Consider the following 25,484-nt stretch of genomic DNA (forward strand, 5'->3'; position numbering starts at 1 on the left):
ACCCGTTAGCGTTAAAATCGCTGACCAGCCGCAGTAACCAACTGACAGATCAGGCTTGTCAAATCCTCCATAGCTACCGGCTTACCGAGAGATGCATCAAAACGGCCTACGCCTTGATGCCGCATACCCTCGGCAGCGCCATAGCCTGTAAGAGCAATTGCCGGCAGCAGTGCGTAATTCGGCAGTTTACGTAGCGCAGCGAGCAACTCATGGCCATTCATGCTTGGTAAACCAATATCAGAGATAATTACGTCGAAGCGGTGCGCTTGGGCAACTGACAGAGCTTTAGAAGGGTGATCTAATGCCAGGACGTGCGCATCTTCCAACTCGAGCAGTAGCTGTAACGCTTCCAAGACCTCCGGTGAATCATCAACGAGGAGTATTCGAATTCCAGCTAACTGACCTTGGTCATTATCGGGGTCGTGACTGGCGTGCTGATCTGGTGCGTCTGTTAGTGGTAGTTCTACGGTGAAGCGCGAACCCTTGCCCGCGCCCTCAGAATTCGCCTGTATCTTGCCATGGTGGCTTTCAACCAGTTGCTCAACCAACGCCAAGCCAATTCCCAAGCCTCCTCGGTGCTGGCCCGAAGGGCGATGGTCGGCCTGTCCGAACATCTCGAAGATACGTTCCAATTGATCCTTCTCAATACCCGGCCCAGTGTCGATCACTTCGATACGTACCGCTTGCTCCAGCTTCGTCGTGACAATTTGCACTGTACCTTCAGTGGGGGTGAACTTGATGGCATTACTGATCAGGTTCCAAATGATCTGTTCGATCCTGGTCTGATCCGCGTGGATGAACAGGCTTTGTTCGGGTGTTTTGAATTGGATCTTGCATCCGGGCTCTGCTTTCAGCACGACTTGCTGAATTTCATTGAGTACCACCACCAGATCCAGCGGTTGGCATTGCAACTGCAGCTTGCCATTGCGTATCCGGGCGACGTCCATCAGGTCATCGATGATGCGCGCTTGGCTGGCTACCGCGTCAGTGATGGTGGTGATCGCCTTTTGCAGAGTCGGATCCTTCTTCGCAACTGGAAGCCGGCGTGCCACTTGGGCGTTTAGCTGAATGAGGTTCAGCGGGTGTTTGAGCTCATGTGACATCACCGCAAAGAACTGATCTTTTTGCTGGCTAGAGCTCAGCGATGCCTTAAGGCTTTGCTGTTGCTCTTCGTGCAACTTGATATGGTCAGTCAGGTCGCGTGCGATTTTGACAAAGCCTTGAAAGCCTTTGCTCGCCAATGCGGTGACCTCGCCGCTGCAATAAAACTGGCTACCATCCTTGCGTGCGTGCCAGCGTTCATCGTCACTACGACCTTTGGCAAGGGCGGTTTCCAGTTCCATTTCCGGTACACTTGCCCGCTGATCCTCGGCGGAAAAGATGAAACGAAAATGCCGACCTTCCGCCTCATCACGGCTGAAGCCAAAGGTGTTCCTCGCCCCGTCGTTCCAATCAGTGATGAAGCCTTCCTCATTAAGCACGATGATCGCGTAGTCATGGGTGCTTTCTGTGACCAGACGCATTCGTTCTTCGCTCAAACGAAGCTCCTGCTCGGCCTCACGACGTGAGGTAATATCGATAAAAGTCAAAACGATCCCGCCTATCTGATCCGCATTTGATCGATAGGGCAAGATCCGCACGATGTACCAACGGCCATCGGAACTCGCAATTTCGCGTTCAATGCCCTTTAGGGTCTCGAATACTGACATGGCGTCTTCGGCCATTCCGTCGTATTCGAGGCGATGAGTGATATCCATCAAGGGGCGACCGGCGTCTACCGCCAGCATGCTGAAGATACTCGTAGCTCGCGGCGTAAACCATTTGATGCGCAGCTCTCGATCTACGAAAACAGTGGCAATGTCGGTGGAGCTGATCAAGTTGCTGAGGTAGTCGTTGACCTGGTCTGTTTCCTCAACCTTGATCTTCAACTCATGGTTCACAGTGAGGAGCTCCTCGTTAATTGACTGCAGCTCTTCCTTGCTAGTCTCCAGCTCTTCGGAAGCGGAGCGGAGCTCTTCATTGATCGCCTGCATCTCCTCGTTGGAGGCCTTCAGTTCTTCGCTCGAGACCTCCGATTGCTCAATAACGTCCTGAAGTTGTAGCTTGGTACGTTGCAGCTCCCGATCCAAGTTAGAAATTATCTGATTTTCAGACTGTACGGATGCGTTGGAACTGATGTCCTGTGCGTGTACTTCTTGCTCAGTGAACGAGATGTAAAGACAGTTCAACTCTGTTTCAGAATCCGTGAACGGATGTACCTCAATCTGCACCTGATAATGCTGTCCGTCACGTTTATGATTGATTGGGCGGGCCCGAGAGGACTGCCCGGCTTGTTGAGCTTGGTAGATGGTAGTGCGCAGTTCCAGGCGCAGGTCTCCGTTCACCAGTGATAAGAGATTGTCACTGACCTCACCAGTCATATGCTGCAGATATCGACCAGCACCCTGACTTATGTAGAGCACATCGGCTTCGCTGTTAACGATGATGCTAGGTGGGGAAAAGCGTTCTGCGGCCCGCTGATAGAGTTCGACTGTGGACGGCTTTTTCACTGGCCGTGGAACACTAGGCAAAGACGATGAAATGGTACGCGCATAACCGCCCCGGGGCATCGCAGGGAGTCGGTGGGTATTGGGGCCGCCGCGAGCACGAAAAATACGATTCTTTTTGTCAACGGTGGTGAACAGTTCTGGGCAAGCATCCGGTGATTCAGAGGTGCCGAGAAAGAGATATCCACCGGCTCGCAACGCAAAATGAAACATGTGCAAAATTTCGCGCTGAATATCGCGATCGAGATAAATAAGCAGATTGCGACAAACAATCATGTCTATCTGAGAAAAAGGAGGGTCAGCCAATAAGCTGTGCTTGGCAAAGAGCACTCGCTCACGAATATCCTTGCGAACGCGATAGTTGGCATCTTCTTTTACGAAATACTGACGCAGGCGGACGGGTGAGACATCTGTGATGATTGCCTCGGAGTACAGGCCTGTGCGCCCGGTGCTTACGGCACGCTCGTCGATGTCGCTGGCGAACACCTGGATCTTGAAGTCAGATGACGTTTCCGCTTTGTAATCGTTAAGCAGAATAGCGAGTGAATAGGCCTCTTCCCCGGTGGAGGCACCCGCCGACCAGACTCGGATTTCACGGTTGCTATCCGTATCGTTTTGACGAGCGAACAACTGGGGAATCACTTCGCGCTCCAGTGATTCAAAAGATTCACGATCGCGAAAGAAATTGGTTACGCCGATGAGCATGTCATCGAGCAGAGCCTTGGTCTCATCGGCATGTTCACAGATGTAGCGATAGTAGGCGGGTAGATCAGGCTGAGTGGCCACCTGCATACGGCGTTCAATACGGCGCAAAACTGTGGCACGCTTGTAATGCTTGAAGTCATGACCAGTAGCCGCGCGTAGCTTGGTAAGGATATCAATCAAGGCTTGCTCTGCCAGTTCGATAGCCCGCTCGTCTAGCTTAGGCGGAGTGCCTGGCTGGATATCCGCAGCATTTGGAAGTTGGATACGCTGGGCGTTGTGCCATAGATCCAGAATCTTCTGAGGCATTTCGACAACCGGTAGAACGAAATCGACTTTGTGAGTATTGATCGCCGCCTGCGGCATCCCGTCAAATTCGGCATCCTCGGGATGCTGAGCTAGGGTGACACCGCCTTGCTCCTTAATACGCGACAACCCAACGGCACCATCAGATCCAGTACCTGATAAAACCACGCAGAATGCGTGTTCTTTATGAGCGTCCGCGAGATCACGAAAGAAAAGATCGATTGTTACGTGTCGACCATTTCTTGGCTCCGAGGGCAAGCCACGAAGGTAGCCGTCGTTCATCGAAAGACGCTGTGCCGGAGAGATCACATAAACATGATTGCGTTCGATGGGCACTGCGGTGGTCAACTGGGTAACCGGGATTTTGGTTCGGTTGGCTATCAGCTTTCCTGCATTACTTTGGTGATCCGGAGAAAGGTGCAGCACCACCACGAAGGCCATTCCGCTGTCAGTAGGCATATGCTCAAAGAAGTGCTGAACGGCTTGTAATCCGCCTGCAGAAGCTCCGATACCTACTACCGGAAAGCCCAGATGGCTGGGTTGAATATCCTGTCGCTGAGGACGATCTGCGCCCGTATTATCAGTGTTCATCAGGCAAGTCCTTTCGTGGTCGCGCGTTGGAAGATCATTTCAAGAGCTAGCCTGTCAGCTACGGTCGTCCACGACAAACCAACATTCTGCAGCGAGCGAACACCTCGAAAGGAGATACTCAATAATAGCCCATAGGGTGGGTGCCAAAGACCTTTTACATCATCTGCACGCGCGAATGTTTGAAAGCAGCAATTAGGCCAGAGCAGGTCATCGAGCGAAATTGATCCGCTGAAGAACCTAAATCGCATGACATCTGCCCTGCGAACCGAATTATCGCGTCGCGTCCATTCGGCGCTCAGTGTTACTGGTTGTTTTTTAAATATGGAGCTTCGTATCGAAGCGATTGGCCAGCGGATTATCAGTCCTCCAGTTGCCGTTCATGATCGGCAGGGCCAAGCGTGACCCGGTCTTCGGCCTGCCATCTGGTTTTTAAAGGCTTAGCCGCTGGTCGTTCGTGAGGCCGACGCCCTTCCTTCATCTCGAAGCTCCTCACCGCCTGGCTGCCTGGAGTGCTGCACAGGAGGATTACGATTAACTTCAGAGATTGGTCTCAGCTTTTTTGAATATTTCTGAGAATGATTAAAAATTTGGCATCTGAGAAGCGACGATGCTGATGAAACGTTTTTTTGGATATGATGATCGGTTACGCACAATGCAACCGGTGATGAGCCGTGTCTTGGGCCCTTGTCCGCAATGAACTGGTAAGAAGAGCTCATAGATACACTTGCGCGGATAGGTCTGCCCGCCGTACATAATGTTAAGCAAGAGGATGTCGCCCGCCGAAGTGCGAATTGGGACGAATGAAGGGTTCGACTTTCGATCCGATGTATGAACAATTGTTCAATATTATCCTGTTTCTGAATCACCAATTCTCAGAAAAGATTTTCGACTAGTTTTCTGATTGGGCCGCTAGACAGGCGAAGGAATTCCGCTTGCTCAATTACTTTTTATGCTATCTACCTTACAGATGTTGCTAGCGGTACAAAGCATGTTTGATGTCAATAATGTTTGGAGGCTATTTTCACCTTTGCAGGCTTCCTAAGTCAGAATCGGAGGGTTTAACTTTAGAAGATGCTTTGTCCGAAAACGCCTCCTCCATACCGGCTGCATCGATCTTTACCTGATCATTTTCACCGAGAGAACGGTACTGATCCCTTAGTTTGCGAAGTTCTCCCGACCCCATCTTTTCAAGGCACAGCGTCGCGTTTTGTGCATCTTTTGTAGCGCGAATCAATTCGTCGATTTTGAGGTGCAAGATGTCATTGTCGCGGTTTTGCGTGTTCTGAATAAGAAATACCATTAGGAATGTAATGATGGTCGTCGACGTATTGATGATCAGCTGCCAAGTATCATTGTAGTGAAAGTAGGGCCCGGTGCTTCCCCATACTCCGATCAAAGCGATAGCCAGAAGGAAGGTCTTGGAGCTGCCAGCCCAGTTGGAAAGGGCTTGGCAGAAAAGTGCAAATTTCATGACTGCGAACTCTGGCTGTAGGTATTATCTAGACAACGCGTATCCTTGAAATACTTTATTACAAATCGACCTTTCGTCGGGCAATTTCCCCTCGGCCATTTTTTGAAATCCGTAACGATATTTGTCGCCCATCACTAACTTTGAACTCTTCCCAAGCTGACCCGTCCTCTTTTATGAGGGGGCTCAGGGCATTTTGCTGCGTAGTCTCACTAGAATTTTTCACTCGGAAACCGAGGGGCCACATGGATACTTCAGACAGCAAAGTAGGGTCTCAAGCAGATGATCCGGCAGACGCTCCAAGCGAACAGGACTTTCAGCACCTGAAAGATGATGTCACCGAAGCAATAGGCGGCGCCAGACAGCAGGCCGATGCACAGTTTGGCCAATATCGCGACACCGCTGCTGATCAAATTGAGGCGCTCGCCCAAGGCGCAAAAAGCTTCGTTTCCCAGTTAGAAGACACAGACACACTGGGTATGTCCGACTATCTCGCTGACATGGCGGAGTCGATGACGGGCCTTGCCGGCAGTCTGCGCGGTAAAAGTGCTGAACAGCTTTTACACGATGCCGCCGATCTGGCCCGCAACAATCCGACGCTATTTATCGCAGGGAGTGTCGCCATCGGGTTCGGCTTGTCACGGTTTTTAAAGGCAGGCACCTCTGCGGCAGCTACTGTCAATGCGAACGAGAATCCAGCGTCGGGCAGCTCAACACCTCCACCAGAAGGAAATGGCGCGCATCGACCCTACGAAACCTCCACCGCCTCACTCAACCAGCCGAGCCCGGGAAGCGCGACCGGCGTTATGCCTGCATCGAGCAATGAACACAATCATCCCACCGACGTTACTGATGCTTCAGCAGCCGTTTCACCGAACCCTAAAGGAGAATTGTGATGAATAGAGACGATCCGGCTCTTCCGGAAACAAGACCGCTCGCGCCCACCGACGATGCTTCAGTGATCGGCCTCCTACGGCAGCTGTCCCGCGAAGTCCCTGCCTTGTTTACCAAGGAACTGGCGCTGGCCAAAGCCGAGTTGCAGACCAGCTTCAACACACTCAAGGCTGGCATTGCTGCCGTGGCGGGTGGTGCGATTGTATTCCTGGCGGGCTTTATCATTCTGCTGATGTCGGTGGTTTATGGCTTGAGCCTGTTTATAGCGCCGTGGCTGGCGGCCCTGATGGTCGGTGTGGTGGTGATGATCATCGGCTTCGCCATGTTGCACACGGGCAAAAAACAATTTGAGCCATCTCACTTCAAACCTGACCGAACACTTGATGCTTTGAACAAGGATCAGGAAGCGCTGCGGAGGAAAGTCTCATGAACACTGAACTGGATAACGAATCGCAAAAAGAACCTGAACAGATCGAGCGAGAAATAGACGCGCAACGCGCGAGTATTGGCAACATCGTCGACAAACTGGAAAGCAAATTCACTCCCGGTCAGATGTTTGACCAGGCGTGGGGCCTGATGCAAAACAGTGGCTCAACTTTTATCAGCAATCTCGGCACCAGCGTACGCAACAACCCGGTGCCCGCCGTGCTGACCTCGGTTGGATTGTTATGGCTGATGATCAGCCAGAATCGGCCACCGATGCCGCAACCCACCTATCGTACAGGGCTCGAACAGGATAAAGCGGGGGAGGGTGCAGCCAGGTTAGCTGAGGGCTTAGGCAGCGCACGCGAGCATATGCATCAGACGGCTGACACGCTGAAAGAGGGATACCAGTCGCTCAAGGGTAAAGCCGCCCACTTGAGCGAAAACGTAGGCGCGGCGAGCGAGAACCTCACCCACGCCATGCATGACGCCGGTGATCGGCTTACACGCAACTCGCAGGTGTTGGGGCAGCAATTCATTCAGTTGCTGAGGGAACAGCCTTTGGTAGTTGGTGCTGCAGGCGTCGCCCTTGGAGCCCTGCTTGGTGCAGCATTGCCCACCACTCAGACCGAAAAACGGTATATGGGACGCACCAGCGCAGGCTTGGTCGATAAAGTGAAAAATCAGGCGCAAGAAAGTTACGAAGCGGTACGCGATATCGTGACGAAAACTACCCAGCAAAAGGAGGTGGAATCGTAGGCCGCCGGATCACTCGACACAATGACTGATAGTTCAGACCTTTCTCGCGGCATGGGCACCTCCTGACAGTGCAGCACGGGGAGGCCCACAAAAGCCTCCCTGCTTTTGCTCCCCTCAGGCACTGAGGTCACTCAGCTCATGCCGTCCGTTTATCCATCCTTCCAAAAAATATTCGGAACACGGCTCAAACGTGGTTTGTCAGTCCTTCATGCACGGCAAGTTTTGCATGCACGTTGATCTCACGCTGACGCCCCCCGGCGATGCAAATACTGACCAAAAAGGCAGTTTTGAAATGGTTAAAAACACTGTCGAAGACTTGTTTATCCATGAACTTTCTGACGCTTGCAGTGCGGAAAAACAAATCACCAAAGCATTGCCGTGCTTGGCGAAAGCGGCAACCAATCCTCTGTTCGCTGATGCATTTACGTCCCACTTGGAAGAGACACACGGACAGATTGAGAGAATTGATCAGTTGGTGGAATTGTCCGGCATTAAACTGAAGCGCATAAAGTGCATTGCCATGGAGGGACTTGTCGAAGAGCCGAAAGAGCTGCTGGAAGAGATCGAGAAGGGGGCTGTCCACGACGCGGCATTGATCGGTGCGGCGCAAAAGGTGGAGCATTACGAAATCGCGAGTTATGGGACTTTGATTGCTATTGCCAAACACCTCAAACTAGACGAAGCGGTTGCGTTATTAGCTGCCACTCTTGCTGAAGAAAAGAGGGCTGATGACAACTAACAAAAATCGCGGAACAAGGCGGCAATCAAGCGGCAACGCTGGAAAAATGAGGCAGAAATAATGAGTGGATAAGCCCACAAGGGCGGTTAGTACCACCATTGTGTAAGCTATCCGAAAACTATAATAAATCGAGACCCGCTGGTGTGCCGAGAATTATTACATCCGCCGTGCACGACCCTAAACTTGCTGAGCGCGACCCGCCAATCTTTGGTGCGCCAGTAGAAAAAATATGTTTCTACCGCCGCGAGATTCACTACGAAACTAGCGTACTCGCCAGCCGGACAAGTTCCTACTTAACGGCCCAGTCCTTTCTTGTGATTGCATTCGCCATATGTATGTGTAATCAAAATGCAGAGTGGGGTAGGCTTGTCACGCTTATCATTCCTCTATCGCTGGCTTTCCTCGGAATACTTATTTCTATTAACGCTTGGCCAGGTCTACGGGCGGCATATGACATTATTGACCACTGGTATTATAAGCAGAGCGAGCTAATGCGAAGTGAGGTGGTAATGAGAATGACATGTGATGAACTCCCTCTATTTTGTGAGCGTGAGTCGACGCACAAAGGCTACCGAAAAGCATTGCTATTTTCGATACGCTTACCATGGATTTTTTCGAGTTTTTGGATGCTGGTAGCGGTATGGTCGCTAAGCATACAGATGGGATTTCATACTATTCAATAGTGAAGTTATGGATTTTTATTTTAATTGATAGCGCCTTAATTTAAATACTTGCGCCTAGATTTCTCTTTGGCATGACGCCGCATTTCCATCCATGCTTGGTAAGCCTCTGTACGCTGCGCATCCGCCAATGCCTGGGCTTCGAGGCAAATGTCCCACGCGGCTTTGTCATGAAAGAGGCGATAAGCTAGATTATCCAACCTCTCAGCTTCAATGAAAAGTTTATCAATTCGCACGGATTCTTCCCGCTCGAACATCCAGACAGTCATTTTACTACGGCTGATCATCCTCCCTCCGTTCGCCTAATCTGGCGGTAACAAATATTAAACTCCAGTGACAAAATTTTCGAGCCTTAGGCGCGGCTGACATGTGCTTTGCCAAAAAATAAAAAGAAGGGCAATGCCAGGGTAACCTCTACCGAATGCCTGCCTTAATTATTTTTCATAAATTGGCGCGTACCATTAGTAACTTCCGCCCGCCATTAGTGGTTTCGTACGTTTAACCCGCGCCTCATTTTATTCATATGAGACTGGGCTGTGGGCGAAAAAGTTCAATGCTAGTAATTTCATTTCGCGCGTTTTCATGCACCGGCCTTGATGTTGGACTTTCCAGTTGTCGTAGTGGACGTTTATTCTGAAACGTCCAATCGAAAATTGCTCTACCGAATTTCTTCGTATCCGATGGGCGGTCGTGATTATGATCTTATTAAAAGATTTGGATGTTGAACCGCTTCTATAACTTTAAGCTTTCACAAGGTCTGGCGAGGTTGTGAAGTAAGAGAGCTTTAACTTCGCTTTGCTTGATCGGACGAAGAATTGAATTAGCGTAGAGATCGCAGTCAAAACAGGGGCAACCGTTATCTACAATGGCGACAAGGGGTCATGGATTTTCGCGTGGTAGCTTGGTATGGTATGTACAGAATTTCCTTCAATAAGCAGTTTTGCCATCATCGCTAAAATGACTAACGATGTCTCAAGCGCGGCGCTTGGCAGTCACCGTTTATCATCGGTGGAGGTGGCATCTCTTGGCTGCACAAAACCCCGAAGGCGAGACGCCAGCAAATGAATACGATTGATGATTTTCGGATTCGATCTCACGAATTACTTGTAGAGCTGGACGCAGCAACCTGTCGCATGATGATGTTGGTATCTGCACACAAAATAACCGGCCCTGAATGGCTTGAAGCGGTCAACCAGCAGCATGTATGTTTCGAAAGGTGGATCGCGTTTGTGAACGAGGTCGATGCCAAGGGCCCCACGAAGGATCATTGATCCGTTTCGTTCGAGCTTTCGGGGCGATACCAATCAGCACGCGCATCAAAAGTTTGATAGATAAGGAATTCAATTTCAGCCTCGTCAAACAACCCAGTTTCTCTGAGTGCGTAGCAATATCCTACGGCACCGTTGAAAAGCTGCGTTAAGGCTTGCTCGTCTTTGGCTTCCGTCAGAAATTTAAGATGACTCTTAGCTTTTTCCCAAGCAGCAGTTTTATCGAGCGCCATCGTTGAATCCTTGTGAATGGGTGGGTATCAGTTGAGGCGCTTCGTATGCTAGCGCTCGCTTTCCCAACAGACGCCTAGAACTCGGGTATCACTTCGGTTCGTCGCTGTCCGTCGAAGCGGCGGAAAGACTGCGCTGCGTTCCGCTATTTACATGGTGACATCCGCTTCTGGCACGCTACGTTAATTTCAGCTGCGGCACCTGTACTGTTTCCGCAGTTCTCTTAGCTCTCGGGCATCTATATTATCCCCAGCGACAACGTTGCAGTATGAGCTTATTTCATGGCTCGAATCAGCTTTCCTATTTTCAGATCCACAATGTCCTTGTCTTGATTCTGCGTATTTTGAAGCAAGAAAACCATTAGAACGGTGATGATTGTGGTAGAGGCGTTGATAATCAATTGCCATGTGTCATTGTAATGAACATACGGCCCAATTTAGGGCGCAGGCAGCGATCAACGCCAGAGCGGTAAGAGACGTTTTCGAGCTGCCCGCGCAGTTTGGAAGTGACTGACTGAACTGTGCGCATTTGATGATTAGGATTTCTTAGTGGCCGTAACCACTAGGCACCTACCGTGATCTGAAATTCTTCCTTAAAGTCCTTTGCATGCGACATGGCTAAATCCACTTCGGCTCAGCATGCTAGACGATTTCAGCAGACGGCCTTGAGGGACATTGTGCGAAAGCGGATTGGAAATCTCATTTCGTTAAGCGCGGCCGCTCGAAATCGGATTAATTTCATCCTTTCGGCATTGTCCATGAACCCCAATTGTGACTTTAGACCCATTTGCAAATCATTACACATGTACCAGCGCCTGGCGCCGTGTTTATCTCGAAATTATCGACGAGACGCTTAGGCCCGGTAACACCCAGACCGGGCCCACCGGCAGATGTCCAGCCGTCCGTCATCGCGAGATTCAGATCTGAAATGCCTGGGCCGTGATCTCGGAATGTGAGCCTTAATCCACTCTGTTTCGCGCTGTCAACGATCTGCCATTCCATGGCACCTCCACCGCCATATACGACGATGTTTCGAGCAAGCTCGCTAACAGCGGTATCAACTTTGTCAAATCGATTGAGCGCATTCCACATTCTTGAACCAATTTGCGAGAGAGTTGCCTTGTAAGCACGACGTCCCGCTCGCGGTGTACGCCCCGGCTGCCGTTGCTGCGTACATTTATCCGGTATATGCGCCGCTCCGCAATAGCGCCATGCCTCTCTCGACGTTCAGCGCTGTGCTCACTCCCGGCAGTGTCATGCCTAGTTCCACCAAAGTAATTGCTACCGCCGGCTGCATTCCTACAAGTACGGTTTCGGCGTCCATTATTCGTGAAAGTCCGGAGATCATCCCAATCATTCGACCGATGAAAGAGTCCACTATGTCGAGGGCCGATATATCGATTAATACCCCGCGCGCTGATGTTCGGCTGATGCGCTCTGAAAGATCATCTTGCAATGTCAATGCAAGTTGGTCATGCATGTCTACTTGTATGGTGACGAGAAGGAATTCGCCCATTTGTAAAATCGGAATGCGATCCATTGCTTATACCGACGCTTTGCTAACTGTGCAGCCGAGTCGACTCAGAGCCAGAGCTAGGGCATCTGCTAAGTTAGCTTTGGTGACAACGCCTTGAAGGTCTAGCCCTAAATGCACGATTGTTTGAGCAATTTGTGGTCGTACACCGCTGATGATGCAATCTGCGCCCATTAGGCGGATCGCGGTAACGGTTTTCAACAAGTGCTGAGCGACCAAAGTGTCGACTGTTGGCACGCCGGTAATATCGATAATAGCAATTTCGGCACCCGCGTCTACGATCCGTTGCAGCAAGGATTCCATCACGATTTGCGTGCGTTGGGAATCGAGGGTACCGATCATCGGTAGCGCTAAGACTCCATCCCATAACTTTACCACGGGGGTTGATAATTCCAACAACTCATCTTGTTGTCGTTTAATGACGGATTCGCGGGATTTTTGAAACGTACCTATCGTGTGCATGCCGAGCGTATCAAGCAATTGCGATATTTCCCAAAGTTGCTCAGTCAGAGCGCGCGGCTGCTCTACGTACTCGCTTTGTAATAAAGCAAATAGGGGCGCTTTTAAAGAAAAAATGAAATTTGCGGTTTGCTGAGAGTCTTGGCCGGCGAGCGCCCGAGTCTGAGAAAGCTTTTCCAAAAAATGGCGTATTTCGTTCCAGTCTGCAGTGGCGATGCTTTTCGTTCCGCTCTGATGTAAGGCAGCGAGGAACAGGGCGAGAAACTCCGCAGTCTGTGCCTCCACATCTTTCGCGTTCAAACTTCTTGTGGAACCACTCATATCGAGATCTGCCTTCCACTGTGCGATCAATCCAGCTTGCGATTTCCTGAGTAGATCGATGGTTCGCTGTTGCAGTGCAGCCATTTGTGGTGCTCCTGAGTATTCACGCACGACCCCAGTGTTTGAATAGGGGCCTGCAGAGAACTTAGTGAGTATGCGTAGAGTGCAGCCGGTAAGGCTGCCAAGTCTTTTCGCGCAAAGGGTATCAGTAGATTTAACCGCAGCCTAGCGAGGCGTCACTTCGCCCCGCTTGAGTGAGGAAGAGAGGAAAACGCAGCTTTGTTTCATACCGCCCCGGCCGGAGCGCTCGATGGCGCCCGTGACGGAAAGACGTAACGATGGGCTTCGGTGGATGCGTTATGTTCACGGCTGAAACAGTATCTATCAAGCCTGTCGCGAACGGGTTTTCCTTTAGGACGATGCGCCTGGCTACTTTAGCCGGAGCCGTCATGACTGCGCAGAGACCCATCGCTCTTTCTGACTCAGCAAAACACCTCGCCGTGTCCCGGAGTCATGAAATCCTAGGTATCCCTGGAGAACCAGATTTTGATGAGCTCTTAACCTCGCCGTCGCAATCTGCGAAACTCTAGCACTGTCGTGATTTAGGGGCACCACCAGTAAATAATGAACTTCGAGGATCCACCTTTTGTGATGTGGCGTTAGACTTGGACAACATTCTTCTCAGCCTGGACAAAGTAGTTCCAGCTGCTCTGATATTGAATGAACTTGTCACGAATTTTTCAGGTGCGCTTACCCGAAAACAAGCCAGGTGATTTAAGCATTGGTCTCGAGAATCTCGACGGGAGAGTGCAGCTCTCTGTATTAGGCAGTAGGTAGCGATGCCGGCTGAGTTTATATAAACCTTCGCTAAGTTGGCATGAAAAACGCTTAAATTTTTACGGCGCCAGCTTCATGGTGAGAGTTTAACGGTTGGCAATAATCCGGGCTGAGCTGCCATTCAAGCTTTGCGTGTTAGATCAATTGTTGGATCAAAAGCGTACCCTAGCAGGCTACGGTGATTGCCGCCATGCTACGCAATTGCAGGTTATGAGTGCGCCTACAATTTTCACAGCTAATAAAGTGGCATCCCTTTTCACTGAGCGTCTATAGTAGTCCAGATGATTCCGGAGGTATTTGTGTCCGATAAGCTGAGTGTGAATGCAAGAAATGTTGTTGTCATTGGCACTTCCGCGGGTGGTGTTCAAGCCCTGACGGCTTTCTTCCAAAGCCTACCCGACGATTTGCCCGCTGCGTTTCTCGTAGTGCTGCACATCCCTGCCCATGAACCTAGTTCGCTTCATCAGATTCTTTCGAGAACGACTAACATGCAGGTCACCGCCGCTCAAGATGGTGAGTTAATAAAAAATGGCAGTGTTTATGTGGCGATTGCAGACCGCCACCTTATGGTCACGGAGCAGGGGATACGGCTTACGCGGGGGCCAAAGGAGAGCCGGGTCAGACCAGCCGTCGATGTTCTTTTTAGGTCTGCCGCCGTGAATTATGGTGCGCGGGTCATCGGAGTCATCCTTTCAGGCGCATTAGATGACGGTACGGCCGGTCTCTGGGCAATCAAAGATGGTGGGGGGTTAGCGTTCGTCCAAGATCCTTCCGAGGCGATGCTAGGGTCAATGCCAGAGAGCGCGATTCGACATGTCGAAGTCGATTTGGTAGGGACTGTGGCGGCAATTGCTGAGGAAATCACGCGAGTGATCGGGCGCTGTGTCGAACAACCGTCTCGAAGTATATATAAATCGCGGCATCAGATTGAAAATACTATTGCTGTGAGCGGTAATGGTTTGGGAGCTGGTGTGATGGAGCTCGGAAGCATTTCGAAGTACACGTGTCCAGATTGTCACGGTGTACTCATCGAAATAAGAGAAGGCAGCATTCTTAGATTCCGTTGCCATACCGGCCATGCTTTTTCTGTAAAATCGCTTATTTGCGAAGTTAATGCCGCAATCGATACCGGTTTGTGGGATACACTACGAGCTGTTGAGGAACGGATACTTTTGCTTCGTCAAATGGCTGAACAGGCGAAGCTCCTAGGTGCGTTTGCTGATGCGGAGTTATGTTTTGCTCAGGCGGCAGCCGCTGAAAAACGATTGAAACCCTTGCGCCGGCTCGTGCTCGATCCGGTGTTCTTCGGCCATGATGCGGCAGAATGAAGTGTTTTCAGTTCGTGAGCAGCTTGAGCGCATTTTTTCGAATGCGCTCCTTCCCAAAAGTCGAGAATTTGACTTATAGGCTCAGTGTGATCGCCCGTTCCGCTGATTCTCGTAATAGGCTGTTAATGCAGAATCTGCTCAGGGTCGTTTTTCGTGATGGGCTTTTCTTCTGGATTCACCATTGAGGCATCGACGCTCCCTTCTTCTTCCTTCGTCAAAGGTACTAACGTTAGTCCTGTAACGGCTACTGCCATACCTGGTAGTTTTGCCTTGGGCTCTTTAGCGCTCGCAATGTTGGAGCCGTAGACATCGAAGTGCATTCTTACGCCCCAAAAACCTGTACTGATTTTTCTTTCAATTAATAGTGCGACGATTAATTCGTGCATTGAAAAATCAAGTGCTTTTTCTGCCATGACTTACCCCTAAACAAACAATATGAAGAAAGCTATGCATCAGCGAAACGTTAGAATGCTCAAAATTGGTAGCTTGGATCTAGACATCATAGCGTCGATTTCCCTCTGAAGTAATAACCTGCGGAGGAATATCATCATGGATACAGCGCAGGCAGATCCTTCGGCTCCTTTTCGCTACTGTTAACGTTCGCGACCACTTGAACGCCAGCCAGTCTTGTAAATTCAGTCTATCAGTATTGCCGAATTGAATGACGTAGTGGGGCGGTAACGCCGAGAGGCAGCGTACCCAGTCGGGCTGATGAAGAAGTGAAAAGCATCTTATTTGTTAATAATGATCATATTCTTGTCTGCACGCCAGAGAAGCGATTCAACAATCAGTAGCGGTAAATCGGGGTGGCTCTGCTCACGTCCATGACCTAACTCCAAGTATGGCTAGGGTTCGCTTTCTCTAACATTGGGTGCGTAGGAAGTCGAACTCAGCATCCCAAAGAGCGAGCCGCATTGAAGTACCGTACGCCATCGGAAATCTGGACTATCCTTCTCAGACTGGCCGAAAGCGGTTCACAGATGTACGTAACGAACTCCATATCACCTCACTATCGCGACTCGTAAAGGATCCGAGGTTATAGGTGTCGACGCAGTTTTTTGGCGGCACGGTAGAACGTATCATGAGCGATGAAAGCACCGCGGCGCTTTGTACATCGTTAGTAACATTAAAATGAGCGAGCGAAAAGGATGTTTGAAAATTTTCATCTTGAAAACATTTCCCTCCCTGATGCAACGTTGCGGGTGAGGCACGGCGGTCACGGCACTCCAGTTTTACTTCTTCATGGTCACCCGCGGACTCACGTTACATGGCACCGTCTGGCTCCTCTCCTAGCCTTGGATCATACAGTGGTATGCCCCGACCTCAGGGGTTTTGGTCTGTCTTCTAAACCTGCAGACACTTCTGACCATGTTGGATCATCAAAGCGCGCGAAAGCTGACGACTGCATCGCCCTTATGCGTCAGCTTGGTCATGAACGATTTGCAGTGGTGGGCCACGACCGAGGAAGTTACACCGCGTTCCGCCTTGCAATGGATCACCCTGAGGCGGTAACTAGGCTTGGCATTTTGGACGCAGTCCCTATAGTCGAGGCCCTTGAACGATGTGACGCGCGATTTGCAGAAAAATGGTGGCACTGGTTTTTTTTCGCGGAACCTGAAAAACCAGAGCGCGCGATATTGGCTGATCCAGACGCATGGTATGGAGGCCGCCCTGAATTAATGGGCACCGAGGCCTATCTAGACTATCGGAGAGCTATACACGATCCTGCGACCGTCCATGGAATGATTGAAGACTATCGGGCTGGCTTGGGAATCGACCGGCTGCATGATGAAAATGACCGTCGAGCCGGGCGGCGAATTGCTTGTCCAACCCTTGTACTTTGGTCACTGCGTGATGACCTTGAGCTGCTTTATGGTGATGTTTTGGCCGTTTGGGAGCCATGGACTACAAAAATGTGGGGGCGCGGCTTGGATTGTGGCCACCATATGCCTGAGGAGGCTCCGCAAGAACTCGCGAATGAGATTCTTGCTTTTTTGAGCAGCGCCATTGACTAAAACGGCTTGAGGTTAACGTAGCTTTTGGATAGAAATGCGTATATCTCACAACAGACATTGGATAAAATGTTAGATGTGCTGGTGGGCTACGCCGCAAATGTTAAATGAAATCAAGCTGTTTTTTTCGGCCTACAGCCTGAGCTATTGCGCAAGGGCGTCACGTTGAAACAGTTTTTCCGACATAAGCAGTGAACCCTGTTCGCGCGGGAATTTATGATCACTTTGACCGCATGCTTTTTAACTGTCGCGCCAGATGTAGCGCAATCTTTTCGCTCTCAAAGCCGGGCAACAAATCGGTAAATGGGATATCGTTCAAATGGCCGCCTCGGACGGCTCTGAGTTTTGATAAGACTGGATTCGCTTCCAATAATCCACGTTTACGGCTCGTCGGCGACCACTTGGAATCTGCCAAAGATCACGTCCGGCCGATTCATTAGCAGAGTCTCTCGATATAGGTCATTCGATATTGGGCGATGTTGCTAAACAAATTTCGCGCACCGGCGATGGCCAACAGATGGGCGAATAAACCACGCTCGCCCTCACTGTGAAGTCCTTTGATTTATTATCCAGATAAAAACCGAGAGTGGCTCACCATCACCAATTATCGCCTGTACCTTCGTGAGGTCAGGGTTCAAGCTGCCGCTCAGTTGCGAGGCTTTGTCCTTTTAGCCAACAACACGCCAAGGTTTCGCAGATCATGGGCACATGTTCCGAATAGGAGAGTGCATGCCCTGAGTACGAAGATTCTCGCAGGTAAGAGCCAACATCGTTTTACAACGGGTCGTTTTGGGGTGCGACGTACAAGCCTTGGATATACATTTGCATGACGCGACTTACGTCGGCGCTAGGGCCGGCCCGTTCAATCTGGTCTCGAGAAACGATTGCGACTTTGTTGCCATAGTGCGCCATGTCGCCAACGGTGTCGGATTTCACAGATGGTGCGGAAACGATTTGTTGATTGAGTTCCAGCGGCGCGCCGTCGGCCAGAAGCCAGGGGCTGAACACGCAACCAATGAGAGGGAATGGATTTGAAGTGTTAAAAGGTCGAATCAATGTCTTCTCGAAAGTATCTTCGCAGAAGAACACGCAGAAGAGCACGCAGGAGGAAGCATCGCGTGCGCGCCGATACCGGCCCGCGCCTGCCCACCGCAGGATTTGCCAAGCAGAAACTCAGACCGGTCTCAAGGCTCGCGTGCATCGAAGCGTTCGCCTTCCCATGGCGTAAGCCACAGTGGTTTAACGAAAGCATCACACGCATACCGTTGCTGGAGCAGCACCGGACTTTTTCGGATAGAACGTATCGGTTTTCCGTTTCATCCCATGCTCGGAGGCACGGGGCAGCTGAAACTGGGCGGTATCTGAAAAACTACCATCTCGGTCGTTAGCATTCAGTGATTCGATTAAATGCTGTTATCACAACCCCGTCCTAATCCTTTATCGACAGCGGTGGGTACATAGGGCCGTCGACCAGATTTCACCTTCGCAACGTATACAAGTTGCGCCTTGGTCTTGTCGCATATATTGTGCGAGCCCGCAATTTACGCAGCAATAGTGCGTTGAAGCGGGTACTACTGTAAATTCGGCACGATGCTCCAGTGGTAAAACAGATAAGCCGGGGCGAAGGTCTTCCTCGTCGTAAAAGTACAGACTGATATCGCCGTCAGTTTCTATAAGCCCCAATCGAACTTGGCCTAAATGTTCAACGCCCTGCTGTCGCAGTTCCATAAGTAGTTCGGTTGAAGAAATGTTGAGTTTTTCTAAAGATTTATGCTCATAAAGGCCATCCTTGATAACGGTTACGGGTAGACCATCGATCCAGGCTTCAAATTTTTTGCTTTTGGTCATGATTAGAACTGTGATTCGATAAAGCAATAGTAAAGTCAGAAACACTACGGCGACTGGTAAAAGAGGCACGTCGTGGTAAAAAGATACGTCTCCCGCGGCGGAGCCCAACGTCAAGATGACGACCAATTCAAAAAGTGATAGCTGTCTAATTCCGCGTCGACCGCTGGATTTCAAAAAAAGAAAAACCGCAAGGAACGCTAAAGTGGCTCGGAAACCAACTTCCAATAAAAACTCTAAAGGAAATTCGTCCATCATCATTCGCTGAATGTCGAAGGGCGACATCATGTCCTCGCTCTTAGTTGGATAAATAGCCAATCGCACGGCAACCTTTCAAGAAGAAGCTGCGTTTTAACATTTTGCAGTATTCCTCCATGAACAAAAGGGAGTGAGCGGGTTGTGGCATGAATAAAAAGCTCCTAGGTTAAGTAGCGTAGCGTCGTTTGAATAATTCAACTGGCTCGCCAAGTGACGTCAGTAATGCCGTATTTTTCAGCCTCAGGTTTGGAGACCTTCTTCAGCGGCGGACGACCTGGCCGGGGGATAGGGGCAACGCCGGCATCGCAACTAGCCCAATGCCATGCATCAGCGTTTTGCATTGTTTTGCTGCGGATGATGAAGGATTTAGGCACGCCGTGGAGCTTGTAGTTTATAACGAAAAGATTGTTGTCCATGAGTTACTCCATTGATCATTGATAACGGAGTCTTGGAGCGCGAGAAAATTCCAAATTTAGTCGGTCTGACTCAGAAGAAAGGGGTTTCGCCAAACATCGAGTTGTCGGCGCGCTTTTGAAACATCCACGCGCCTGCCTGAGCGACCTCACGTTTCAAAAGGATGCGAACGTTTCGCACGCCTTATGTCGTTATGCTGATCCCCCCGCAGTGGAAATGTACCGGTAATCGTTCACCGATTCAGGAAGCTCATGCTTTGCGGATTCGAGCTACAAGCTGCAATTGAACTAGGTTTTCTTCCGCCATCTCAGGTGAAACCCATAAAGCAAATTTGCGGCTTTCGTCAGCCTCAGAATTCAAATCTGGCGAGCTACGATTTAGCGCTTGCTAATAGGATTTCCAGGCTGAAGAAGCTCCGCCACTGCAACAAGCATTGCATCCAAAGACCATGGCTTGTGTAGGTAAATGGTTTGGGCTGGTACTGCAGAGGTTTCGATCAGATAACCTGAGGTCAGTATCGCAGCGATATGTGGCCACCTACCTTTAACCATCGCTATGAATTCGATACCTTGGACTTGTCCAGGTACTCCATGATCGGCAATCACTAAAGCGCATTTTTCATGGGCTTGGAGCAGGTATCTCAACGCCTCATCTGCAGTGGTGAAAGTGACAGTCTTTGCGCCAATCTCAGCCATGATATCGGTCATGAGTGATTGCAAGGTTGGATCGTCCTCGATGACGATGACCTCTCCGAGAATCGGCAAAATCCCTTCCCAATTGACGTTCAAATAATCCCCCTTAGCAAGAAACCTGACCCTAACAAACGGGCGGTCGTATGAGTGTAAGCGCAAATATCGTGTGTACCGTGCAGGTGCTAGGAGCACACGCGGTATCCTTTTTTTCAGGGCATGTGTCTGTAGATGGCCATACAGCGCATTAAAGGACGGTTTAGGCCCATCGCATCACCCACCAACACTCTCCACATCGGCTCATCATGCGCTTAGTACCTGAATACGACCTAGCAATCCTTGATCTAGATCCAATGTTGAGTATTTTCCGAACCTTCCTCTCGACATAGCCATCGAAACTAGGGAGAAGACCATCGTTTGGTGGTGAGGATAGGCACGAATTCATCCATAAAGTTGGATGAGGGTGCTGAATTAAACTGAAACATGCAGTGGCTCGCAACCTAGGATTAAATCATGCAGCAAAGACGCCTGGACAACCAAGTCATCGTCATAGGTACTTCCACTGGCGGACTTGCTGCATTGCGGGAGTTTCTTGCGGAGCTACCGTCCGATTTGGACGGGGCGGTTTTTATCACGATGCACATCGGTGACCAACCCAGCGTGCTCGGCAACCTTCTGGCCCATGTGAGTCCGTTGCCCTGCGGCTTCGCTTTGAATGAAGAGCGGATAGAGAAGGGCCGTGTCTACGTTGCGCCTCCAAATAGGCATCTCTTGGTCAAAAAAGGAAAAATTCAGCTCTCTCAAAGCGCCAAGGAAAATCATTCTCGGCCTGCGATTGATCCGATGTTTCGATCGGCTGCCATCAGCTACGGTAGCCATGTTATAGGAGTGTTGATGACCGGCGAGCTCGACGACGGCGTCGTTGGACTCCAAGCGATTAAGGCTTATGGAGGGTTGGCGTTCGTACAAGATCCTGAGACTGCAGAAGCGCCTTCGATGCCGATGTGTGCTCTCCGTCATGTGAGTGTTGACGGGTGCCTGTCCCCCAGTCAACTGAGTCAGAAGCTGGCAGCGATCATTAATCAGCAAGAACCTGTTACGACAGAGCTTTCGGAGGCGAAGCGCGTCGAGCCATTCGTTACTGAGAATGTTCTGCAGGATTTCAGCAATGGCGGTTCCCATTCTCTAAACGAGATAGGTCACGTCGCAGGCATGTCCTGTCCTGAATGCGGAGGCGCTTTGTGGGAGACAAAGGTTCCCTCACTACGCTTTCGTTGTCATACCGGTCGTGCCCATACCGCCGCCGCGTTACTTCAAGCCCAGAGTGAAACGATTGAGGAAGCCCTCTGGGCGGCCATTAGAGCCTTGCATGAGAAGGAGTTACGCCTAGGGCGACTAATGCAAAACAGTACAGACGGCGGGCGCAACGGAGCGTTACGAGAATATAAACTTGCTAGGGAGGGACTCGAGAGTCATAAGGCGACTCTAAAAGCGTTGCTGAAATCGTTACGTCCTATTGAAAAATGAGTCAAATCTCAATGTGGGGTTAGCTTATAACCTAGAAGAATAGCATCTCCTTTGACGGAAAGATGCTGGGAATGGGTCGCCCATCATGGGGGGCTGAAAACAACTACCTCACTGCATGCCACTTCAAAGCTAGCGCTCTGAAACGTGGTGCATATCCAATTGCTTCTGGAGTCGCCGCGTTCTGACCTATCCAGCTAAAAACCGCGCTACACGAGGAGACCGTGTGTGCATTTAGACCGTGTAGGTCAGCGAAATCAAACCCGCCGTTTTCGGTCGCGTTCCACCATGCCAAGAGAAAGTTTGCCACCTTCCTTGACTGCATCGTGTCCCGCTCAGCCAATGCCAGCAGATGTTCCAACGCAGACTGCGTGGCCATATCCAAAACTGGCTCCAAAGTCGCATTTTTTGCGAAGGGATGGATGGGCGCCGGAGAGCCCAGCTCTGGCAAGGCATATAGACGTTTGTCCGCCGAGTCGCCCCACAAGCGTCCGGCTTCCACTGTATCCTCTGGACTAATAAGACCTCGAGCGCTCAGCTCACGAAGGAAGTTGAGGCCTAAGTCCAACGCCTCAAACAACCTGTGTCTACTCGGAGCATTTTGAATCGCGTTCAAATATGAGAATGATTGCGAGAAATATGGCTCTGGCAGGTCTCGTAGGAAGGGTGCACCGGACATAGGCAAACATCTCGGATGATCATCAATGAATTTTTAGATACGGCCTATCTCGGCTCTGGGCTGAAAAATGTGAAGGCCCTATCGATCAAATGTGTAACGCGCTTGAGAACATTAGCTTCAAGGGATTGACTGGTGATTATTGTAGAACTTGCTGATGAAAGTATGCTCCTTCAGCAGCCTTTCCGTGTGCTTCATTGCTACAAAATCACCGTTCACTAAATCCAGTTCCCCAAGCCTATGGGTGCGGCGCCCCTGCCCGCTGTGCGTTTCATCGCAGACGAGTCTTGTGAGGAGGCAATTTGGATTCGATTTGATGCAGTGGCCAGCGATGGCTGTGACAGTCATTTCTGCCTGCTTCATCGGCTCGCACCGAGTGTACAGACGGATGATCGCTTTTTGGGGTTTCATCCTCAGCAACGCGCTTTGGGTGGCATGGGGACTCCACGCTGAGGTCGATGCGCAGATTGTTCTAGAATGCTTACTGTTGGTAACGAATGCTCGAGGCTTCAAAAAAGCTTCGATGGTCACCGTGACCCCTGAGCCTGCTCATTTTTTTTGCCTCTCGAATTTTTTCTTAGTCCACGAAGATTCATGAGAAAAAGACAAACCTGCAAGACGATCAATGCATACGCAGCTGCATGCGTCCCCCAAATGACCCACAACACGTTACTCATACTGAAGCATACGAAACCGGTCATTCGCCGTCCCGGTCGCTGCGACCCTATTAACCATGCGGCGACGACAGTCACAGCCATCGCTGGCCATTGAACCCAATCCAGATAAGCCAAAGTATCCTCCGAGCGAAGTCCTGTGAATTCAGTGGCTGCGTGTATGCCACGGTAGTCAATTGGGTTTCTAATGGTTGGCCGATACTTTGGATTTTCCGAGAATGTAGCAAGGGTTGAGCTGACCATACGGCAGGGTTGTGTCTACCTCTGATATCAATGATCAGCCCTGATGAAGCTTAAGGTTTGCTTCGTTAGCAGACAGAGCTTCCATGACCTGGATTGTGTCGGATAATTGCATTTCGTCCATCTCAAATTCTGTTGATCAACCTTTAGGCGCCACGTATGAATGAGGGTTCCGTTATCCCTGCATCGCTGCCTTGTATCGTTCGCAACAGAGCTGGGCCTGGATTAAGACTAAAGCTGAAGGAATGACCTCTGGGCACAATCATCACCGCACCTGACTGACGAATTGACGTTCAAGGTGCTAACGAAGCGGGCTTTCAGATGGCTGCCAGCCAGTCTTGATGGGCGAAAATCTAGGGGGAATAGCCGCCAGGGCGTATCAGATGATTGTTCAGCAACACCAAAGAGATACTCCGCAGAAACTCGCGCACTGCACCCACCGCCATCTTGTGGTGATGCTTGGTTAGGGTTATTACATACGGTACGACGAGAGTCCGGCATCGCAGCTTTGGACATTGACGAACAAGCTAAATGTTGATTAGGACAGTAAATTTAGCAACATCGCGACGGAAATCGCTGACCGCCAGGGTTTGAAAAACGCCTCTCTGGATTGTTAGAGATAGGCCCGAAAGCTGTCGACATTTTTTTGCGTGAAGCAGCAGCTGTTTTGTATTGAGAATACATCAATTTGACACCGCCTTCGAAGTTCGTCGGCTTTTTCACCATTACAGCGCTCGGAAATAGAAAGCTGCGACTTTCTTTAATTCATTCTTTTCTACATGCAGGGCATCGTTTAACCGTCCGTCCGACATGCGATTCAACGAATGGAACGTACGTTCTTACCTCCGTGACACATAAGTCTGAGCAGACGATATTTCTCCTTCGTCTGGCTAACGGGAGGACAACATGAAAGCAATCGTTTACAACGGCCCGCGTGATGTCAGCGTGCAGAGTGTCGCGGATGCCAAAATCGAAAAGCCCACCGATGTGCTGGTTCGAATCACCACGACAAACATATGCGGCTCGGACTTGCACATGTACGAAGGGCGCACCTCGATGGAGACCGGCCGAGTATTTGGTCACGAGAATCTCGGGGACGTAATCGAGGTCGGCGCGGGCGTTGATCGCGTCAAAGTCGGCGATCGGGTTTGCCTTCCGTTCAACATCGGTTGTGGGTTCTGCGAGAACTGCGAAAAAGGCCTCACCGGTTTCTGCCTAACTGCCAATCCCGGAAGCGCGGGCGCCGCTTACGGTTTCGCCGACATGGGGCGTTATCAAGGTGGCCAGGCGGAACTACTGCGCGTGCCTTATGCCGACTTCAATTGTCTGGTGTTGCCCGAAGATGCCGAGGAGCGCGAGGAAGATTACGTCATGCTTTCCGACATCTTCCCAACAGGCTGGCATGCGACTGAACTGGCGGGTCTTCTGCCGGGCGAGAGCATCGCGACTTACGGCGCAGGCCCGGTCGGATTGATGGCGGCGCACTCGGCAATGATCAAGGGTGCGTCCCAAGTCTTCGTCGTCGACAATCATCCCGACCGTTTGAAACTGGCTGCGCAGTTGGGTGCGACCCCGATCAATGCGGTGGATAAAGAAGCGGTGGATCAGATTCTCAATCTGACCCATGGCAAAGGCACCGATCGTGGTTGCGAGTGCGTGGGTTACCAGTGCTGCGATCGCCGCGGCCATGAAGCCAATCACCTGACCATGAACAACTTGGTTGCCTCTACCAAAGCTACGGGCGGCATTGGCGTCCTCGGCGTTTTTGTCCCACAGGATCCGGGGGCCGAAAACGAACTGGCCAAACAGGGCAAGATGGCCTTCGACTTCGGTTCGTTCTGGTTTAAGGGCCAACAGATCCGTACTGGTCAGGCCAACGTCAAACACTACAACCGTCGCCTCGCCGAGCTGATTCATCACGGCCGCGCTAACCCTGCACAAATCATCTCGCATCGCCTGAAACTTGCCGAAGGCCCAGACGCCTACAAACACTTCGATGCGCGTGATAACGGCTGGACAAAGGTGGTGCTCAAACCTGCGACTTAAGCGGTTCTGTTCTCAGCCTGT

22 protein-coding genes, 3 pseudogenes and 1 riboswitch are annotated in these 25,484 nt (G+C 50.7%); of the genes and pseudogenes, 9 read left to right on the forward strand and 16 right to left on the reverse strand.

What is annotated here, in order from left to right; genetic code table 11:
• Positions 1–11: 11 nt before the first annotated feature.
• Complete coding sequence (locus EL257_RS12275; RefSeq protein WP_419866621.1) at positions 12–4,148, reverse strand: CheR family methyltransferase; 4,137 nt, start codon at positions 4,146–4,148, stop codon at positions 12–14.
• A gap of 1,018 nt (positions 4,149–5,166) precedes the next feature.
• On the reverse strand, positions 5,167–5,616 hold the full coding sequence (locus EL257_RS12280) for a low affinity iron permease family protein (protein WP_232013079.1): 450 nt from the start codon (positions 5,614–5,616) through the stop codon (positions 5,167–5,169).
• A 242-nt stretch (positions 5,617–5,858) separates the two neighbouring features.
• Here EL257_RS12280 and EL257_RS12285 point away from each other — a divergent pair, with 242 nt between their 5' ends.
• From EL257_RS12285 to EL257_RS27970, 5 genes and pseudogenes are all read left to right on the forward strand, one after another.
• Positions 5,859–6,509 carry a hypothetical protein gene (locus EL257_RS12285; protein WP_126362886.1) on the forward strand — a complete coding sequence of 217 codons (651 nt, stop codon included), beginning with the start codon at positions 5,859–5,861 and terminating at the stop codon, positions 6,507–6,509.
• On the forward strand, positions 6,509–6,937 hold the full coding sequence (locus EL257_RS12290; RefSeq protein WP_126362888.1) for a phage holin family protein: 429 nt from the start codon (positions 6,509–6,511) through the stop codon (positions 6,935–6,937). Before EL257_RS12285 ends, EL257_RS12290 begins: the two co-directional genes overlap by 1 nt.
• Positions 6,934–7,689: a DUF3618 domain-containing protein gene (locus EL257_RS12295; RefSeq protein WP_232013080.1), complete on the forward strand. Its 756-nt coding sequence runs from the start codon at positions 6,934–6,936 to the stop codon at positions 7,687–7,689. Before EL257_RS12290 ends, EL257_RS12295 begins: the two co-directional genes overlap by 4 nt.
• A 292-nt stretch (positions 7,690–7,981) precedes the next feature.
• Positions 7,982–8,478, forward strand: a pseudogene (locus tag EL257_RS12300) (ferritin-like domain-containing protein).
• 93 nt (positions 8,479–8,571) lie between these two features.
• On the forward strand, positions 8,572–9,111 hold the full coding sequence (locus tag EL257_RS27970) for a hypothetical protein (RefSeq protein WP_126362890.1): 540 nt from the start codon (positions 8,572–8,574) through the stop codon (positions 9,109–9,111).
• A 35-nt stretch (positions 9,112–9,146) separates the two neighbouring features.
• Here EL257_RS27970 and EL257_RS12310 read toward each other — a convergent pair whose 3' ends face one another.
• The 6 genes and pseudogenes from EL257_RS12310 to EL257_RS12340 all read right to left on the reverse strand — a co-directional run bounded on the left by EL257_RS12310 (position 9,147) and on the right by EL257_RS12340 (position 13,004).
• Entirely contained in the window at positions 9,147–9,395 is a 249-nt protein-coding gene (locus EL257_RS12310; RefSeq protein ID WP_232013082.1) for a hypothetical protein, read from the reverse strand.
• A gap of 977 nt (positions 9,396–10,372) precedes the next feature.
• Positions 10,373–10,609: a hypothetical protein gene (locus tag EL257_RS12320; protein WP_126362893.1), complete on the reverse strand. Its 237-nt coding sequence runs from the start codon at positions 10,607–10,609 to the stop codon at positions 10,373–10,375.
• Positions 10,610–10,881: 272 nt separating this feature from the next.
• Positions 10,882–11,007, reverse strand: coding sequence for a low affinity iron permease family protein (locus EL257_RS28400; protein WP_419866599.1), 126 nt, complete (start codon positions 11,005–11,007; stop codon positions 10,882–10,884).
• Between the two features lie 376 nt (positions 11,008–11,383).
• Positions 11,384–11,787 (reverse strand): annotated as a pseudogene (locus EL257_RS12330) (anti-sigma regulatory factor).
• Positions 11,784–12,146, reverse strand: a complete 363-nt coding sequence (locus tag EL257_RS12335) for an STAS domain-containing protein (protein ID WP_126362895.1) — start codon at positions 12,144–12,146, stop codon at positions 11,784–11,786. Before EL257_RS12335 ends, EL257_RS12330 begins: the two are co-directional and overlap by 4 nt.
• A gap of 3 nt (positions 12,147–12,149) precedes the next feature.
• Positions 12,150–13,004 (reverse strand): STAS domain-containing protein, encoded by an 855-nt coding sequence (locus tag EL257_RS12340; RefSeq protein WP_126362897.1) that lies wholly within the window; start codon positions 13,002–13,004, stop codon positions 12,150–12,152.
• Positions 13,005–14,056: 1,052 nt separating this feature from the next.
• Here EL257_RS12340 and EL257_RS12345 point away from each other — a divergent pair.
• The gene (locus EL257_RS12345) at positions 14,057–15,085 is read left to right on the forward strand and encodes a chemotaxis protein CheB (RefSeq protein ID WP_232013083.1); all 1,029 of its coding nucleotides are present in this window, start codon (positions 14,057–14,059) and stop codon (positions 15,083–15,085) included.
• Positions 15,086–15,207: 122 nt separating this feature from the next.
• Here the strand turns inward: EL257_RS12345 and EL257_RS12350 are convergent, their stop codons facing one another.
• Entirely contained in the window at positions 15,208–15,498 is a 291-nt protein-coding gene (locus tag EL257_RS12350; RefSeq protein ID WP_126362901.1) for a hypothetical protein, read from the reverse strand.
• Positions 15,499–16,233: 735 nt separating this feature from the next.
• Between EL257_RS12350 and EL257_RS12355 the strand changes: the two genes are divergently transcribed.
• Entirely contained in the window at positions 16,234–17,100 is an 867-nt protein-coding gene (locus tag EL257_RS12355) for an alpha/beta fold hydrolase (protein WP_126362903.1), read from the forward strand.
• 777 nt (positions 17,101–17,877) lie between these two features.
• On the opposite strand, the pseudogene EL257_RS27980 reads toward EL257_RS12355, so the two are convergent.
• The 4 genes and pseudogenes from EL257_RS27980 to EL257_RS12375 all read right to left on the reverse strand — a co-directional run.
• A pseudogene (locus EL257_RS27980) lies at positions 17,878–18,153 on the reverse strand (TonB-dependent receptor); the annotation flags it as partial.
• A gap of 102 nt (positions 18,154–18,255) precedes the next feature.
• A riboswitch (cobalamin riboswitch) is annotated at positions 18,256–18,460 on the reverse strand.
• A gap of 74 nt (positions 18,461–18,534) precedes the next feature.
• The gene (locus EL257_RS12365; protein ID WP_126368076.1) at positions 18,535–19,227 is read right to left on the reverse strand and encodes a DUF421 domain-containing protein; all 693 of its coding nucleotides are present in this window, start codon (positions 19,225–19,227) and stop codon (positions 18,535–18,537) included.
• Between the two features lie 167 nt (positions 19,228–19,394).
• Entirely contained in the window at positions 19,395–19,616 is a 222-nt protein-coding gene (locus EL257_RS12370) for a DUF6555 family protein (RefSeq protein WP_126362905.1), read from the reverse strand.
• Positions 19,617–19,991: 375 nt separating this feature from the next.
• Positions 19,992–20,402 (reverse strand): response regulator, encoded by a 411-nt coding sequence (locus tag EL257_RS12375; protein ID WP_126362907.1) that lies wholly within the window; start codon positions 20,400–20,402, stop codon positions 19,992–19,994.
• A gap of 414 nt (positions 20,403–20,816) precedes the next feature.
• On the opposite strand from EL257_RS12375, the gene EL257_RS12380 reads away from it, so the two are divergent.
• A complete protein-coding gene (locus EL257_RS12380) occupies positions 20,817–21,830 on the forward strand; it encodes a chemotaxis protein CheB (protein ID WP_126362909.1) in 1,014 nt (337 codons plus the stop codon).
• A 103-nt stretch (positions 21,831–21,933) separates the two neighbouring features.
• On the opposite strand, the gene EL257_RS28405 is transcribed toward EL257_RS12380, so the two are convergent.
• From EL257_RS28405 to EL257_RS27990, 3 genes are all read right to left on the reverse strand, one after another.
• A complete protein-coding gene (locus EL257_RS28405) occupies positions 21,934–22,506 on the reverse strand; it encodes a DUF7673 family protein (RefSeq protein WP_419866600.1) in 573 nt (190 codons plus the stop codon).
• A gap of 117 nt (positions 22,507–22,623) precedes the next feature.
• The gene (locus EL257_RS27755; protein ID WP_172604476.1) at positions 22,624–22,866 is read right to left on the reverse strand and encodes a hypothetical protein; all 243 of its coding nucleotides are present in this window, start codon (positions 22,864–22,866) and stop codon (positions 22,624–22,626) included.
• Between the two features lie 164 nt (positions 22,867–23,030).
• Positions 23,031–23,261 carry a hypothetical protein gene (locus EL257_RS27990; protein ID WP_126368078.1) on the reverse strand — a complete coding sequence of 77 codons (231 nt, stop codon included), beginning with the start codon at positions 23,259–23,261 and terminating at the stop codon, positions 23,031–23,033.
• 1,062 nt (positions 23,262–24,323) lie between these two features.
• On the opposite strand from EL257_RS27990, the gene EL257_RS12400 reads away from it, so the two are divergent.
• Positions 24,324–25,463, forward strand: a complete 1,140-nt coding sequence (locus tag EL257_RS12400; RefSeq protein WP_126362911.1) for a glutathione-independent formaldehyde dehydrogenase — start codon at positions 24,324–24,326, stop codon at positions 25,461–25,463.
• Positions 25,464–25,484 lie beyond the last annotated feature (21 nt).

The sequence above is a fragment of the Pseudomonas fluorescens genome, assembly GCF_900636825.1.
In the GTDB taxonomy this organism is placed as follows: domain Bacteria; phylum Pseudomonadota; class Gammaproteobacteria; order Pseudomonadales; family Pseudomonadaceae; genus Aquipseudomonas; species Aquipseudomonas fluorescens_BG.